Here is a 14,268-nt window from a genome sequence, read left to right on the forward strand (position 1 = left end):
GTCAATGATGCCTGCCCACTGTCGGAAAATCTTACGACCGCCGCATCCCGCCCCCGACCGTTAACCACCGGACCCCGCGGGAATCCGGCCTTTCACCGAACTGGCACGCGCCCTGCTAAGATAGGGACAGCCGAAGCCTCAGCGCTTTCAGCAGGGTGGACCGGTCGCTCGCGATCCGTCTCGCACCGGTCCACCCGCACCCGGCCTTTCCAGCACGGTTGACCCATCGGCCCGCTCTCGCCCATGATCGCGCCACCGGGCCGACGCGGACGCCCGGTCAGACGGTGACCGTCCAAGTCCGCTCCATCCGCCGTGCCCACGGCGCGCAGGAGCGACGCATGACCGACCCGATCCCCGACACCCGCCCGCCCCACCTCGGTCTCGGCGCCCTGTTCCTGAAGTTCCTGACCTTCGGCGCGCTCGCCTTTGGCGGCCCCGTCGCGCAGATCGCCATGCTGCGGCAATCGCTGGTCGAACGCGAACGCTGGATCGATCCGGCGCGCTTCAACCGGTTGCTCGCCGTCCTCCAGATCCTGCCCGGCCCGGAGGCGCATGAGCTGTGCGTCCATCTCGGCATCGTCGCCCGTGGTCGCCGGGGCGGGGTCGTCGCCGGCCTCGGCTTCATGCTGCCGGGCCTGTTGCTGATGATGGCGGCGGGGTGGCTGTACGTCACGTGGATCGCCGGCAACATCGAGCTGGCCGGCATATTGCTGGGCGTGCAGATCGTCGTGCTGGCGATCATCGCCCGCGCGATGGTGCGGATCGGCCAGCATGTGATCGAGGACCGGCTGCTTGCCGTCATCGCCGTCGCCAGCCTGATCGCCACGCTGGTCGGCGTGCCGGTCTGGATACCCCTCGCCGCCGCCGGGTTCGTCTATGCGCTGGTCCACCGCCCGGCGATGGCGGCCCTGGTCCTGCTCGCCGCGATCGTCGTCGCGCTGGTGGTGCCGGTCGCCCTGCCGGCCGCCCGCACCGCCGTCGCGGCCGGCGCGCCGGTGACGCTGGCGGCGCTGTTCGTCGCCGGCCTGAAGGGCGGCCTGCTGACCTTCGGCGGCGCCTATACCGCGATCCCCTATGTCCGCGCCGACACGGTCGGGCGGGGCTGGCTGAGCGACGCCACCTTCCTTGACGGCATCGCGCTGGCCGGCGTCCTGCCCGCCCCGCTCGTCATCTTCGCGACCTTCGTCGGCTATGTCGTCGGCGGCCCGGCCGGTGCACTGTCGATCACCGCCGGCATGTTCCTGCCCGCCTTCGCCTTCTCGTTGATCTTGTTCGAACGGCTGGAATCAGTGGTCGAGAACCCCGCCCTCCACCGCTTCCTCGCCGGCGTAGCCGCCGCCGTCATCGGCATCATCGCCGCCACCTTCGCCCAGCTCGCCCGCGCGACGGGCGCGCCAGTGACGCAACCCGCCATCGCCATCGCCCTGTTCGCCATCGCCCTCACCGCTGCTTGGCGCCTGAAGGGTGGCTGGGTGATCCCGGTGCTGGTTGCCGGCGGAGCGATGGCGGGGTGGCTGGTGCCGCTGGGAATCAATCGGGCGGGAGGTTAGCGGCGGCCTGATTAGGGCGATCTTGACCGCTTCTACGTCGGAAATTGGTGGTTAGCTGCCGTTAGTCGGAATAGCTTCGCCTCGGGAGTTAGCCCTACGAGTCTCCTGAATGACAGGGTGATCGCGAACGAGCATCGACGGGCTGAATTGCCATTCGGGGATAGTTGGCAGAGTTTCATCCACTCCCGCAATTCGATAGGCGAAAATTGCGCCAACCAGAAAGCGCAGTGCGCGCAAATCGCACGCTGCCGCATGGAGTGCAAAAAGATTGAAGTGGATGTCTTCCATCTTCTCACGCTCTTTAATGCCGGTGAAGTTCATATTCACCCAGCATTCTGGGTTATAATCCGACATCACCGTTATAAAGTGCGTAAGCCGGTCCCGGAAAAACTGTATCTCTCCTAGGTGACTGAACAGAGAATCAACAAATGCCTTACGGTCTATTGCAGCTCCCGTCACCCGCAGAAGGCGCTTAATAGTATCCTTTAGCGGCGACATGCGTTGCCCACCCAGCATAGCGACGACCGCATCATCCCGCTCGACGAGGCGTGTCACCGCTACGTAGACTGAACACGTTAGCTCATGCTCAAGCGCCGTGTAGCTATGATGCAGCTCTCCCAACAGGCGAAAGAAGTGCCCGCTTGCCTCGTCTTCGTTAAACGGGGTGGCTGGAGGCTGAGTGTCCATGGGCGCATATTTGCTCATGTTTGTTAGCGTCCGCTAGTGGGCGTAAGCCGCCTCTAGAAATGAGCGAGACTGGCTGCCGTGGCCCAAGCCATCGACAGCATAGCCATAAACGCGCCGCAAAAAGCCAACGAGCCCCATGTCACGTCCACGCGTCGCGAATGGCGCAAGTCGGTCATGATGCGCCGCCCGCAATAGATCAGGTTGCAGACGAGCAGTGCCAGCGCCAGCAGGACGGCAGTCAGGATGCTCATAGCGACATCATCGCCCAAGTGGCGAACGCCCGCAATTGAGCGCTCGCCAACGACCACAAACGAAAACGGGCGCCTCCCGGCGCCCGTCGTCGTCACATCAAACAGCCACCCGGCCGTCAGGCGTCGGATTTCTCCGCCCCGAACAACTCGGCTAGTTCGCCGCTCTCGTACATCTCCATCATAATGTCCGATCCGCCGACGAACTCGCCATCGACATAGAGCTGCGGGATCGTCGGCCAGTCCGAAAAGGCCTTGATGCCCTGGCGTATGCCCTGATCCTGCAGCACGTCGACGCTTTCGAACTCCGCGCCCAAATGGTTCAGGATCGCCACCGCGCGGCTGGAAAAGCCGCATTGCGGGAACAGCGGGCTGCCCTTCATGAACAGCACGGCCCTGTTGGCTTTGACTACCGCATCGATGCGGGCATTGGCGTCGTCGGTCATGTCGTCTTCCTCAGGAAATCGGCTCAAGAAACGGCGGTGGTCAGCTGGAGCGCGTGCAGCACGCCCCCCATGCGTCCACCCAGTGCCGCATAGACCTTCTGGTGCTGGCGCACACGCGGCATCCCGGCAAAGCTGGGTGATACGACGCGCGCGGCATAGTGATCGCCATCGCCGGCCAGATCGGTGATCTCCACCTCGGCATCGGGAATGGCAGCGCGGATCATCCGGGCGATTTCTTCGGCGGCCATCGGCATCGCTTACTGCGCCTCCATCAACTGGCGGCGCGCCTCGATCAGCCGTTCCTCCAGCGCGCGGCGGACAATGCCCTCGTCGGTCTCGATCCCCGCCGCGGTCAGGTCGCCGACCAGCTTGCGGATCACGTCCTCGTCGCCCGATTCCTCAAAATCGGCCTGCACCACCGCCTTGGCATAGGCATCCGCCTCCGCCGGGGTCAGTTCCATCTGCACCGCCGCCCATTGGCCCAACAGCCGGTTGCGCCGCGCGGTGATGCGGAACGTCATCTCCTGATCGCGCGCATATTTCGCCTCGAACGCGCGTTCGCGATCGTCGAAACTGGTCATCGGCGGCTTCCCCATCGCATATCTCCGTCGAGATAGGCGCGCCGACGCCGTCGCGCAACGTGTCCGGCGCCGGTGCGCCGCGTTACGATGACCGCTGTCCTACAGCCGGTCGTTCCGGTATCCCCGTCCTGTTCTTTCGCATCGCCGGACCCGCTCCGGTATAATCCCCCGCGCATGTACGCGCGTGATCGCGCGTGCGTGGAGAGTGTGACTTTAGCGACTTTCCAGCCGGCCAAGGGTGTTGAGCCGTTCGTGCTGAGCGAAGTCGAAGCACCTTGTGGAAAGCTGGTCTTCGACGTCGCTCAGGCCAAACGGATATCGATAGGTGCGGTTGCGCTAAACCGTCACCACCAGCTTTCCGATCGCGCCGCGCGCCGCCATCGTCGCGATCGCCTCGCCACCGCGTGCCAGCGGAAAGCGCGCCGTTACCCGGGGCGCGATCGCGCCTTCCGCCCACAGCGCGAACAGCCGGTCGATATGCGCCGCATTCGCCGCCGGATCGCGCGCCGCGAACGCACCCCAGAACACGCCGCACACGTCGCAGCTTTTCAGCAGCGTCAGGTTCAGCGGCAGTTTCGGAATACCGGCCGGAAAGCCGACCACCAGATAGCGGCCTTCCCAGCCGATCGACCTGAGCGCCGGTTCGGCATAATCGCCGCCGACCGGATCATAGATCACGTCGAACCCGGCCTTGCCCCCCGCCGCCTTGAACCGGTCGGCCAGCGCCTTCGACTGATCCTTGTCGAACGGCGCCCGGCCATAGACGATCGTCTCGTCCGCCCCCGCCGCGCTCGCCGCCACCGCCTTCTCGTCCGACGACACCGCCGCGACGACCTGCGCCCCGAACGCCTTGCCCAGTTCGATCGCCGCCAGCCCGACGCCGCCCGCCGCGCCCAGCACCAGCAGGCGCTGCCCCGCCGCCAGCCGCCCGCGATCGAGCAGCGCATGGATAGTCGTCGCATAGGTCAGCAGCAACGCCGCCCCCTCGGCGAAGTCACGCTCCGGCGGCAGGCGATACAGCCGCCCCGCCTCGACCGCGACCTTCTCGGCCAGCCCGCCATGACCGACCATGCCGATCACCCGGTCGCCGACCTGCCAGCCGGTCACGTCCTCGCCGATCGCCTCGATCACCCCGGCGATCTCGCCGCCCGGCGCGAAGGGGCGTGGCGGTTTGAACTGGTACTTGTCCTCGATGATGAGAACGTCCGGATAGTTGATCGCGCAGGCCTTCACCGCGACCAGCACCTGCCCCGCCGCGACCGGCGGATCGGGAACCTCGCTCAATTCCAGAAGATCAGGTCCGCCCGGCACCCTCGACAGCAACGCCTTCATATCCGCGCCTCTCCTCGATCCAGGGGCGATGTTCGGCCATCGCTCCCTCGAATTTCGAAATCGCGGTATCTCGCGCCAAGGTCAAGCCGATCTCGTCCAGCCCCTCCATCAGGCACTGGCGGCGGAACGGGTCAAGGTCGAACGGAAAGCGGTCCTGAAACGGCGTCGTTACCGTCATCGTCTCCAGATCGACCGTCACCGGCTGATCCTTCGCCACCTCGACCAGCCGGTCCACCGCGTCCTGCGGCAGCACGACCGGGACGATGCCGTTCTTGAAGGCATTGCCCGAAAAGATGTCGGAAAAACTCGGCGCGATCACCGCCCGCACGCCCATGTCCGCCAGCGCCCAGGCGGCATGTTCGCGGCTGGAACCGCAACCAAAATTATCGCCCGCGATCAGCACCGGCGACCCGGCATAGCGCGGATCGTCGAAGATATTGTCCGGCTGCGCCCGCACCGTCTCGAACGCCCCGCGACCGAGTCCCGTCCGCGAGATCGTCTTCAGCCAGTGGGCCGGGATGATGACGTCGGTGTCGACGTTCTTCGCCCCCCAGGGATAGGCGGTGCCGGTGACGACGGTGACCGGCTGCATCAGCCCGCCCGAACCTGCGTCAGCGGCTTCGCCACCGTGGCGCTATAGGCCGCGAAGCCGCTCAGCACCGCACCGGCGATCAGCATCACCAAAACCTTCTTCATGACTTCGCTCCCATCAGATCGCGGACATCCGCCAGCCGTCCCGTCACCGCCGCCGCCGCCGCCATCGCCGGCGACAACAGATGCGTCCGCGCCCCCGGCCCCTGCCGGCCGACGAAGTTGCGGTTGGAGGTCGAGGCACAACGCTCGCCCGGCGGCACCTTGTCCGGGTTCATCGCCAGACACATCGAACAGCCCGGCTCGCGCCATTCGAACCCGGCGGTGGTGAAGATGCGATCGAGGCCCTCTGCCTCGGCCTGCCGCTTCACCAGCCCCGACCCCGGCACCACCATCGCCCGCACCCCGTCCGCGACGCGGCGACCATCGGCGACCGAGGCCGCCGCGCGCAGATCCTCGATCCGGCTGTTGGTGCAACTGCCGATGAAGACATGGCCGATGTCCACGTCCTGCATCCGCGTGCCGGGCGTCAGGCCCATATAATCGAGCGACTTGCGCGCCGCCGCCCGCTTGGCGGGATCGGCGAAACTGTCCGGATCGGGCACCGAACCGGTGATCGGCACGACGTCTTCGGGACTCGTTCCCCAGGTCAGCGACGGCGCGATATCGCTGGCGTGCAGCGTCACCGTCCGGTCGTACACCGCGCACGGATCGCTCGGCAACGTCCGCCACCACGCCACCGCCCGGTCCCAGTCGGCGCCCGACGGCGCCATCGGTCGGCCCTTGATATAGGCGAACGTCGTCTCGTCCGGCGCGACGAGGCCGGCGCGCGCGCCCCCCTCGATCGACATGTTGGCGATCGTCAGCCGTCCTTCGACCGACAGGTTGCGGATCACCTCGCCGGTATATTCGACGACATAACCCGTACCGCCCGCCGCCCCGATCTTGCCGATGATCGCCAGGATCACGTCCTTGGCCGACACACCGAAGCCCAGCGTGCCATCGACACGGATTTCCATCGTTTTTGACGGCGACAGCAGCAGCGTCTGCGTGGCGAGCACATGCTCGACCTCCGACGTGCCGATGCCGAACGCCAGCGCCCCCAGCGCGCCATGCGCCGACGTATGGCTGTCACCGCACACCAAGGTCGTTCCCGGCAGGGTGAAGCCCAGTTCCGGTCCGACGACATGGACGATGCCCTGCTCGACCGCGGTCGCATCGATGTAATCGACCCCGAACTCCGCCGTGTTGCGACGAAGCGCGTCGAGCTGCGCCGCGCTTTCCTTGTCGGCGATCGGCAGCAGGCGGCCGGCGGCATCGACCCGCGGCGTCGTCGGCAGATTATGGTCCGGCACCGCCAGCGTCAGCTCGGGCCGCCGCACGCGCCGGCCGGCGACGCGAAGCCCCTCGAATGCCTGCGGGCTGGTCACTTCATGGACGAGGTGGCGGTCGATATAGATCAGGCACGTACCATCGTCGCGACGTTCGACGACATGGGCGTCCCAGATCTTCTCGTAAAGCGTTTGCGGACGGCTGGACATGATCGCGCGCGTTAACCGAAAAGGCCCGCGAGGCCAAGGTCGGGCGCAATAACCTGTCCTCGGTCGTCGGGATCGGACGAATTCCTGCTATAATGTACCGTGGCGGACCTTATCGGGTGCAGCGACCGTTAGATGCTGATCCATGTTACCGGAGACGTCCTGTGTGCCACGTTCTGATTATCGAGGACGAGCCGCTGGTCGCGATGAACATCGAGATGATCCTCGCCGACGCCGGCGCCACGTCCTTCTCGTTCGCCGCGACCGAGGACGAGGCGGTGGAGATGGCGCATCAGCACCACCCCACCCTCATCACATCGGACGTGAAGCTGGAGAATGGCTGCGGACCGGCGGCGGTGGCGCGCATTCTCGACGCGCTGGGGCCGACGCCGGTGATCTTCATCACCGCCAGTCCCGATGAATGCGATCCCTGTCACGCGTCCGCCAAGATACTGGTGAAGCCGGTGACGGACGATGCCGTCACACAGGCATTCCACCAGCTCGTCAGGCTTTAGCCCCGACGTCTCATTCCCATTCGATCGTGCCGGGCGGCTTTGATGTGTAGTCATAGGTGACGCGGTTGATGCCGCGCACCTCGTTGATGATCCGCGTCGTGACGCGTGGCAGGAAATCGCCGGGGAACGAGAATGCCTGCGCGGTCATGCCATCGGTCGATGTCACCGCGCGCAGCGCCAGTACGTGATCATAGGTACGCGCATCGCCCATCACGCCGACGGTGCGGACGGGCAGCAGCACGGCGAACGCCTGCCAGATGGCATCGTACAGGCCGGCGCTGCGGATTTCCTCCAGATAGATCGCATCCGCCTTGCGCAGGATGTCGCAGCGCTCGCGCGTCACCTCGCCGGGAATGCGGATCGCGAGGCCGGGTCCGGGGAAAGGATGGCGCCCGACGAACACGTCCGGCAACCCCAGTTCGCGACCGAGCACGCGAACCTCGTCCTTGAACAGCTCGCGCAGCGGCTCGACGAGCTTCATGTTCATGCGTTCGGGCAGGCCGCCGACATTGTGGTGGCTCTTGATCGTCACCGATGGCCCGCCGGTGAAGCTGACGCTTTCGATCACGTCCGGATAGAGCGTCCCCTGCGCCAGGAACTCAGCGCCGCCGATCTTGTTCGCCTCCGCCTCGAACACGTCGATGAAGGTCTTGCCGATGAACTTGCGCTTGGCTTCCGGGTCGGTGACGCCGGCCAGGCCATCCATGAACAGGTCCTGCGCCTGCACATGGACGAGCGGAATGTTGTAATGGCCGCGGAACAGTCCGACGACCTGCTCGGCCTCGCCCGCGCGCAGGATGCCGCCGTCGACGAACACGCAGGTCAGCTGATCGCCGATCGCCTCATGGATCAAGAGCGCCGCTACCGATGAGTCGACCCCGCCCGACAGGCCGCAGATGACCTTTCCGACGCCGACCTGCGCGCGGATCTCGGCGATCTTGGCGGCGCGGAAGCCGGCCATGCTCCAGTCGCCGGGCAAACCGCAAACGTGGCGGACGAAATTCGCGATCAGCTTTGACCCGTCCGGCGTGTGGACCACTTCCGGGTGGAACTGCATCGCATAGATACGCCGCGCCTCGTCGGCGATGATCGCGAAGGGCGCGCCGGGGCTGGAGGCGACGGGGTGGAAGCCGGGTGCGATCTCGGCGACGTGATCGCCGTGGCTCATCCACACCTGATGGCGCTCACCTTCTGTCCACAGACCGTCGAACAGCGCGCAGGTGGCGTCGACCGACACGAACGCCTCGCCGAACTCGCCGCCCATGCCCTTTTCGACCCGGCCGCCGAGCTGCTGCGTCAGCGCCTGCTGGCCATAACAGATGCCCAGCATCGGCAGGCCGCTGTTCAGGATCGTGTCGGGGATGCGCGGGCTGTGCTCGTCCAGCACCGATGCCGGGCCGCCGGACAGGATGATGCCGCGCGGCTGCATCCGGGCGAAGGCGTCGGCGGCGGACTGGAAGGGGGCGATCTCGCTATAGACGCCGGCCTCGCGCACGCGGCGGGCGATGAGCTGCGTCACCTGGCTGCCGAAATCGACGATGAGGATGCTGTCGGGGTGTTCCATGGCGGGCCGATAGCGACATGTGGCCGACAACGAAAGAGGCCGCGCTTCCGAATGGAAACGCGGCCTCCTGATATGGACGGGCCGACATGGCGAAGCCATGTCGTCGGACGGCGCCCTGGCGCCGCCGGCCGGCCGGACATCGACCCCGATCAGCTTTCGCTATCCCGGGGATGTCCGGCTTACGCCGCCTCGTTGTAATCCTCGTCGTTGTTCATGACCGGACCCGAATCCTGACCCTTGGCCGAAACGTCACGATCGACGAACTCGATGATCGCCATCGGCGATGCATCGGACTGGCGCGGGCCGGCCTTGATGATGCGGGTGTAACCGCCGTTGCGATCGGCGTAGCGGGTGCCGATCACGTCGAACAGCTTGATGAGCTGCGCATCGTCCAGCAGGCGGGCATGGGCGAGACGACGGTTGGACAGGCCACCCTTCTTCGCCAGCGTCACCAGCTTCTCGACATACGGGCGAAGCTCCTTCGCCTTGGCGACGGTCGTGGTGATCTGCTCGTGCTTGATGAGCGCTGCCGCCATGTTGCGGAACAGGGCGATACGATGGGCCGAAGTACGCTGTAGCTTACGGCCGCCGACACGATGACGCATGGGTAAATCCTTCTTCGTTCGATAAGGGGCCGTGTCACGGAACCCCAGAGCAGGCGGTGTGATCGGGCCACCGCCCATAGCCCATCCCGGCCGAAGCCGGGGAAATCGTGGAAAGTCACACCTCGGCGAGGGTGATGTGTGACTTTCCGGGGTGGCCGGACCCCGAAGCGGGGCCGCGGGCGAAGCCCGCGTCCTGACGTCGGACGGGTCGGTATCGCGGCATTGCCGCTTCCCCGCCCGCCGGCCGAGATAATCGCCGAGACGGTGGATAGCGAACGCTATCCACCTGCGATTACCCCATGATCTCCTGTTCCAGCTTCTTGGCCATCTCTTCGATGTTCTCGGGCGGCCAGCCGGGGATTTCCATGCCGAGGCGCAGGCCCATCGACGACAGCACTTCCTTGATTTCGTTCAGGGACTTGCGGCCGAAGTTCGGCGTGCGCAGCATTTCCGCCTCGGTCTTGCCGACCAGATCACCGATATAGATGATGTTGTCGTTCTTCAGGCAGTTGGCCGAGCGGACCGACAGTTCGAGCTCGTCGACCTTCTTGAGCAGGTAACGGTTGATCTGCTGGGTATCGCCAGCAGGCTCCGCACCACCGGCCGTCGGTGCCGCCGCCTGGCCGATCGGGGCCGAACGGGTCATCGACGAATCGTCGAAGTGGACGAACAGCGCCAGCTGGTCCTGAAGGATACGACCGGCATAGCCGACCGCGTCTTCCGGGGTTACGGTGCCGTCGGTCTCGATCGTCAGCGTCAGCTTGTCGTAATCCAGGTCCTGCCCGACGCGGGTCGGATCGACCTTGTACGACACCTGACGTACCGGCGAGTACAGCGCATCGACGGGGATCAGCCCGATCGGTGCATCGGCCGGACGGTTGGCGGAGGCCGGGACATAGCCCTTACCGACGTCGGCGGTCAGCTCCATGTTGAGCGTCGCACCCTCGTCGAGATGGCAGATCACGAGGTCCTTGTTCATGACCTCGATATCGCCGGACACGGCGATGTCGCCTGCCTTCACCTCGCCGGGGCCGGTGGCCGACAGCTGGAGACGCTTGGGGCCTTCGCCCTGCATGCGGATGGCGATCTGCTTCACGTTCAGGACGATGTCCGTCACGTCCTCTCGGACGCCGGCGAGCGACGAGAACTCATGCAGCACGTTCTCGATCTTGATCGAGGTGACGGCAGCGCCCTGAAGCGACGAGAGCAGCACGCGGCGCAGCGCGTTGCCGAGCGTCAGGCCGAAACCGCGCTCCAGCGGCTCGGCGACGAACGTCGCCTTGCGCTTGCCATCGCCGCCCTTCTTTTCCAGGCCGCTCGGCTTTTTGAGTTCCTGCCAGTTCTTTGCATTGACAGCCACGGGGTTCCCCTGGGTTGGAGGCGGTTGGGGAACCGCCTCGGTATAGAAGACGCCGACTCGTCAGTCGGCGCCTGAAAGATCGGGCGCCTGCCAGGCAGGCGACCGAATCAGACCCGGCGACGCTTCGACGGGCGCACACCGTTGTGCGGGATCGACGTCACGTCGCGGATCGACGTGATCTGGAAACCGACCGCCTGCAGCGCGCGAAGCGCCGACTCGCGGCCCGAACCCGGACCCTTGACCTCTACTTCGATGGTGCGGACGCCGTGCTCGGCGGCCTTCTTGCCAGCGTCTTCCGCTGCGACCTGTGCCGCATACGGGGTCGACTTGCGCGAACCCTTGAAGCCCATCGCACCGGCGGACGACCACGAAATGGCGTTGCCCTGCGCGTCGGTGATGGTGATCATGGTGTTGTTGAAGCTGGCGTTCACATGCGCGACGCCGGCGGTGATGTTCTTGCGCTCGCGACGGCGAATGCGCTGCGGTTCACGTGCCATATGGTATTCCTGACCCTATCCTGAAAGGCCGGGGACGATCGGTTGCCGACCGGACCCCGACGAAAGAAGTGAGCGTGTGACGCTTACTTCTTCTTACCTGCGATCGGCTTCGCCTTGCCCTTGCGGGTGCGCGCATTGGTGTGCGTGCGCTGGCCGCGGACGGGAAGGCCACGACGGTGGCGCAGGCCGCGATAGCAGGCGAGGTCCATCAGACGCTTGATGTTCATCGCCGTCGTGCGGCGCAGATCGCCCTCGACGCTGTAATCGGCATCGATCGCTTCGCGGATCTGCAGCACTTCCTGATCGGTCAGGTCCTGCACGCGACGCTCCGGCGCGATCGCCAGCTTCTCGGTGATCTTCTTGGCATTGGCGGGGCCGATACCGTGGATATAGGTCAGCGCGATCACCACGCGCTTGTTGGTCGGGATGTTCACACCCGCGATACGTGCCATGTTCTTTTTCTCCTAGCTCCACAGCGATCGGCATGGCAGCACGACCGCTATCTCGACGCGATAAGCCCGAACGCACGATTGCGACGTACGCCAAAAAGCGCCGCCGGAACCGGTGGATCGGGGTAAAGATCAGTTAAGCGCCGCGAAACGCCAAGTCAAGCGATCGGTTCCGCCTCGACACCCCCTGCCGCCCGCGCCTTCGACCGCAGACCGACCCAGCGGCGCAACGCCACGACGAACCAGATCAGTTCGACCGCCCCGAACGGCCAAGCGCCCTGCAGGAAACCATAGGCCGATCCCATCAGGCAACCGATCGCGAACAGGAACGTCCAGAACGGCGCCCGGTCCTCCAGCACATAACAGATCAGCATGAAGGTGACGGCGAACAGGCCGAAGGCGGTCAGGGCATCCATCGCCTGCTGGTAGCCAACGCAGTCGCCGCTTGCACCCCTTTGTCGGGGTTCGCGATCACCCCGCCGAAGCGGCCGGCATGCCGAACGTCTTGGGTGGTGCCGACGGGTCCATCAACCATGTCATCGCCGCTTCCTCCGATTCGAAGATCCGGTGCCATTCGCTCGACATGCGTTTGGCCTGAAGCCGGTGGATCGCCCCGGATACCAGCATCGCGATCCGCTTCGAGGGCGAGTCGGGGCGGACCATCTTGGCGAATTCCGCCGCGGCGTTCTGCGGCAACAGGTTCTTGCGCCGCATATCGATCAGCGTGCGCAGGTGACCGGGCCGCGCGCCCTGCCCGATCATCTCCCTCAGCGTCCGGGTGACATCCGTCGTAAAGCGCTGCGCGATCACGACATCCCAATCCCCGGTCAGCGTCAGCCGCAGGAACTCGTTCGCCGCGTCCGGCTCTATGACATATGTGGGAGCTATCATGCCCTAATGCGTATCATGCCGCGGTTAACGAATTCGCCTCGGCCCGGATCGCTAGCGCGGCAGGATGACCCGCGCGATCAGACCGGGTCCATTGTCGTCCAGCTCGAACCGTCCATCATGCAGGCGCGCGACGGTATCGATCAGCGACATGCCCAGCCCCGCACCGGGCGTGGTGCGCGCGATATCGAGTCGGCCGAACCGACGCAGCGCCTCCGCGCGGTCGGCCGGCGCGATGCCGGGGCCGCGATCCTCCACCTGCACCGCGATACCATCCGGATGTGGGGCAAGCCGCAGCGTGACGACGCCACCGCCCGCGCCGTGTTTCGGCACCCCGTGTTTCAGGGCATTGTCGATCAGGTTGGTGACCGCCTGGCTGAGCAATTCGCGGTGCAGGCGCATCGGTGGCGGCGCGATGTCGATCGCGACGAGGAATTCCAGCCCCGCCTCCTCGGCGACTGGGCCATAGAGATCGGCGATCTCCTCGATCAGTGCCACCGGATCGACCAGCGTGAACCGGTCGCGCGATACCGATTCGGAGCGGCTGATCTCGATCACCATCGTCAGCATCCGCATCACCAGATCGGTTTCGACCAGCAGGCCGCCCAGCATCGCCTCGCGCGCCTGCGGATCGCCGGCCATCACCGCCTGTTCGGTCTTGGTGCGCAAGCGCGCGAGCGGTGAGCGCAAATCGTGCGCCAGACTGTCGGTGACGAGCCGCAATTCGGTCATCAGCCGCTCGACCTTGCCCAGCATCGCATTCAGCCGCGCCGCCAGCCGGTCGAACGAATCGGCCCCACCCGCCACCATCTCGACCCGGCGCGACAGGTCACCCTCGCCCGCCGCCTCGATCACCCCGGCGATCCGGTTCAGCCGCTTGCCGACATAGCGGGTCAGCACCAGCCCGGCGCCGATGCCCAGCCCCAGCGACAGCGTGACCGCCAGCGCCAACGCCCCCTCGATCGCACGCTGCTCAGCCTCGATCACGTCGAGCGTGCGGCCGGTCAGCAGCCAGTTCGCGCCGATCGGCTGGAGGATATAGCCGGTGTCATGCTGCTCCCACGTCCCCGTCACGCCCAGCCGGTCGACGCGGAACGGGGTCGGGCGCAGCGGCACCGATACGCGCAGCGGCGCATAACCGGCCAGCCGCCGCCCCTCCGCATCCAGCACCGCCACGACCAGCGAGACGTCGCCGGGGGGCCGCGCGTCCTGAACGGCGGCGGCCAGCGGGCGCAGGCCGTCGCTGCGCCAGATCGACAGCAGCGCATCGGATTGCTCGGTCATCTCGCGACGCGTCGCCGCGATCGCGTCGTCATGCGTCCATTTCCAGACGAAGCCGACCAGCACCAGATTCGACACCAGCGCCAGCGCGATCGCGAGCAGCGCGATCCGCGCCGTGACCGACAACCTCATGCGG

Annotated in this window: 18 protein-coding genes; 2 read left to right on the forward strand and 16 right to left on the reverse strand. The window is 65.9% G+C overall.

What is annotated here, in order from left to right; genetic code table 11:
• The first annotated feature begins 338 nt into the window (after positions 1–338).
• Positions 339–1,550: a chromate efflux transporter gene (chrA, locus tag JAO74_RS10595; RefSeq protein WP_199037709.1), complete on the forward strand. Its 1,212-nt coding sequence runs from the start codon at positions 339–341 to the stop codon at positions 1,548–1,550.
• Positions 1,551–1,601: 51 nt separating this feature from the next.
• Here the strand turns inward: chrA and JAO74_RS10600 are convergent, their stop codons facing one another.
• The 8 genes from JAO74_RS10600 to leuC all read right to left on the reverse strand — a co-directional run bounded on the left by JAO74_RS10600 (position 1,602) and on the right by leuC (position 6,976).
• Entirely contained in the window at positions 1,602–2,255 is a 654-nt protein-coding gene (locus JAO74_RS10600) for a hypothetical protein (RefSeq protein ID WP_199037711.1), read from the reverse strand.
• A 35-nt stretch (positions 2,256–2,290) separates the two neighbouring features.
• Positions 2,291–2,488, reverse strand: coding sequence for a hypothetical protein (locus JAO74_RS10605; RefSeq protein ID WP_199037713.1), 198 nt, complete (start codon positions 2,486–2,488; stop codon positions 2,291–2,293).
• A gap of 116 nt (positions 2,489–2,604) precedes the next feature.
• Positions 2,605–2,931, reverse strand: a complete 327-nt coding sequence (gene grxD, locus JAO74_RS10610) for a Grx4 family monothiol glutaredoxin (protein ID WP_199037715.1) — start codon at positions 2,929–2,931, stop codon at positions 2,605–2,607.
• Positions 2,932–2,954: 23 nt separating this feature from the next.
• Positions 2,955–3,185: a BolA family protein gene (locus JAO74_RS10615; protein ID WP_199037717.1), complete on the reverse strand. Its 231-nt coding sequence runs from the start codon at positions 3,183–3,185 to the stop codon at positions 2,955–2,957.
• A 3-nt stretch (positions 3,186–3,188) separates the two neighbouring features.
• The gene (locus JAO74_RS10620) at positions 3,189–3,512 is read right to left on the reverse strand and encodes a DUF1476 domain-containing protein (RefSeq protein WP_199037969.1); all 324 of its coding nucleotides are present in this window, start codon (positions 3,510–3,512) and stop codon (positions 3,189–3,191) included.
• A 336-nt stretch (positions 3,513–3,848) separates the two neighbouring features.
• Positions 3,849–4,844: an NADPH:quinone oxidoreductase family protein gene (locus JAO74_RS10625; RefSeq protein ID WP_199037719.1), complete on the reverse strand. Its 996-nt coding sequence runs from the start codon at positions 4,842–4,844 to the stop codon at positions 3,849–3,851.
• A complete protein-coding gene (leuD, locus tag JAO74_RS10630) occupies positions 4,807–5,436 on the reverse strand; it encodes a 3-isopropylmalate dehydratase small subunit (protein WP_199037721.1) in 630 nt (209 codons plus the stop codon). Before leuD ends, JAO74_RS10625 begins: the two co-directional genes overlap by 38 nt.
• Positions 5,437–5,536: 100 nt before the next feature.
• Positions 5,537–6,976 (reverse strand): 3-isopropylmalate dehydratase large subunit, encoded by a 1,440-nt coding sequence (gene leuC / locus JAO74_RS10635; protein ID WP_199037724.1) that lies wholly within the window; start codon positions 6,974–6,976, stop codon positions 5,537–5,539.
• A gap of 161 nt (positions 6,977–7,137) precedes the next feature.
• Here leuC and JAO74_RS10640 point away from each other — a divergent pair, with 161 nt between their 5' ends.
• Complete coding sequence (locus JAO74_RS10640) at positions 7,138–7,488, forward strand: response regulator (protein ID WP_332908782.1); 351 nt, start codon at positions 7,138–7,140, stop codon at positions 7,486–7,488.
• A gap of 10 nt (positions 7,489–7,498) precedes the next feature.
• Here the strand turns inward: JAO74_RS10640 and guaA are convergent, their stop codons facing one another.
• The 8 genes from guaA to JAO74_RS10680 form a co-directional block, all read right to left on the reverse strand.
• Positions 7,499–9,052 (reverse strand): glutamine-hydrolyzing GMP synthase, encoded by a 1,554-nt coding sequence (guaA, locus tag JAO74_RS10645; protein ID WP_199037728.1) that lies wholly within the window; start codon positions 9,050–9,052, stop codon positions 7,499–7,501.
• Between the two features lie 179 nt (positions 9,053–9,231).
• On the reverse strand, positions 9,232–9,657 hold the full coding sequence (gene rplQ / locus JAO74_RS10650) for a 50S ribosomal protein L17 (protein WP_056523887.1): 426 nt from the start codon (positions 9,655–9,657) through the stop codon (positions 9,232–9,234).
• Positions 9,658–9,949: 292 nt separating this feature from the next.
• Entirely contained in the window at positions 9,950–11,017 is a 1,068-nt protein-coding gene (locus JAO74_RS10655) for a DNA-directed RNA polymerase subunit alpha (RefSeq protein ID WP_199037730.1), read from the reverse strand.
• A gap of 107 nt (positions 11,018–11,124) precedes the next feature.
• Complete coding sequence (rpsK, locus tag JAO74_RS10660) at positions 11,125–11,514, reverse strand: 30S ribosomal protein S11 (protein WP_056523882.1); 390 nt, start codon at positions 11,512–11,514, stop codon at positions 11,125–11,127.
• Positions 11,515–11,597: 83 nt separating this feature from the next.
• A complete protein-coding gene (gene rpsM / locus JAO74_RS10665) occupies positions 11,598–11,966 on the reverse strand; it encodes a 30S ribosomal protein S13 (protein WP_192124506.1) in 369 nt (122 codons plus the stop codon).
• A gap of 155 nt (positions 11,967–12,121) precedes the next feature.
• The gene (locus JAO74_RS10670) at positions 12,122–12,379 is read right to left on the reverse strand and encodes a hypothetical protein (protein ID WP_199037732.1); all 258 of its coding nucleotides are present in this window, start codon (positions 12,377–12,379) and stop codon (positions 12,122–12,124) included.
• Between the two features lie 55 nt (positions 12,380–12,434).
• A complete protein-coding gene (locus JAO74_RS10675; RefSeq protein ID WP_199037734.1) occupies positions 12,435–12,854 on the reverse strand; it encodes a hypothetical protein in 420 nt (139 codons plus the stop codon).
• Positions 12,855–12,905: 51 nt separating this feature from the next.
• Complete coding sequence (locus JAO74_RS10680) at positions 12,906–14,264, reverse strand: sensor histidine kinase (RefSeq protein ID WP_199037736.1); 1,359 nt, start codon at positions 14,262–14,264, stop codon at positions 12,906–12,908.
• Positions 14,265–14,268: the final 4 nt, after the last annotated feature.

Origin of the sequence: Sphingomonas mollis (genome assembly GCF_016427505.1) — a bacterium.
In the GTDB taxonomy this organism is placed as follows: domain Bacteria; phylum Pseudomonadota; class Alphaproteobacteria; order Sphingomonadales; family Sphingomonadaceae; genus Sphingomonas; species Sphingomonas mollis.

What these genes read in the sequence shown, in the direction of transcription:
- JAO74_RS10625 (WP_199037719.1), bottom strand. Translation starts at nt 4,844, where the DNA reads ATGAAGGCGTTGCTGTCGAGGGTGCCGGGCGGACCTGATCTTCTGGAA.
- leuD (WP_199037721.1), bottom strand. Translation starts at nt 5,436, where the DNA reads ATGCAGCCGGTCACCGTCGTCACCGGCACCGCCTATCCCTGGGGGGCG.
- JAO74_RS10675 (WP_199037734.1), bottom strand. Translation starts at nt 12,854, where the DNA reads ATGATAGCTCCCACATATGTCATAGAGCCGGACGCGGCGAACGAGTTC.
- rpsM (WP_192124506.1), bottom strand. Translation starts at nt 11,966, where the DNA reads ATGGCACGTATCGCGGGTGTGAACATCCCGACCAACAAGCGCGTGGTG.
- chrA (WP_199037709.1), top strand. Translation starts at nt 339, where the DNA reads ATGACCGACCCGATCCCCGACACCCGCCCGCCCCACCTCGGTCTCGGC.
- grxD (WP_199037715.1), bottom strand. Translation starts at nt 2,931, where the DNA reads ATGACCGACGACGCCAATGCCCGCATCGATGCGGTAGTCAAAGCCAAC.
- rplQ (WP_056523887.1), bottom strand. Translation starts at nt 9,657, where the DNA reads ATGCGTCATCGTGTCGGCGGCCGTAAGCTACAGCGTACTTCGGCCCAT.
- JAO74_RS10620 (WP_199037969.1), bottom strand. Translation starts at nt 3,512, where the DNA reads ATGACCAGTTTCGACGATCGCGAACGCGCGTTCGAGGCGAAATATGCG.
- JAO74_RS10615 (WP_199037717.1), bottom strand. Translation starts at nt 3,185, where the DNA reads ATGCCGATGGCCGCCGAAGAAATCGCCCGGATGATCCGCGCTGCCATT.
- JAO74_RS10605 (WP_199037713.1), bottom strand. Translation starts at nt 2,488, where the DNA reads ATGAGCATCCTGACTGCCGTCCTGCTGGCGCTGGCACTGCTCGTCTGC.
- JAO74_RS10600 (WP_199037711.1), bottom strand. Translation starts at nt 2,255, where the DNA reads ATGAGCAAATATGCGCCCATGGACACTCAGCCTCCAGCCACCCCGTTT.
- JAO74_RS10670 (WP_199037732.1), bottom strand. Translation starts at nt 12,379, where the DNA reads ATGGATGCCCTGACCGCCTTCGGCCTGTTCGCCGTCACCTTCATGCTG.
- leuC (WP_199037724.1), bottom strand. Translation starts at nt 6,976, where the DNA reads ATGTCCAGCCGTCCGCAAACGCTTTACGAGAAGATCTGGGACGCCCAT.
- JAO74_RS10680 (WP_199037736.1), bottom strand. Translation starts at nt 14,264, where the DNA reads ATGAGGTTGTCGGTCACGGCGCGGATCGCGCTGCTCGCGATCGCGCTG.
- rpsK (WP_056523882.1), bottom strand. Translation starts at nt 11,514, where the DNA reads ATGGCACGTGAACCGCAGCGCATTCGCCGTCGCGAGCGCAAGAACATC.
- guaA (WP_199037728.1), bottom strand. Translation starts at nt 9,052, where the DNA reads ATGGAACACCCCGACAGCATCCTCATCGTCGATTTCGGCAGCCAGGTG.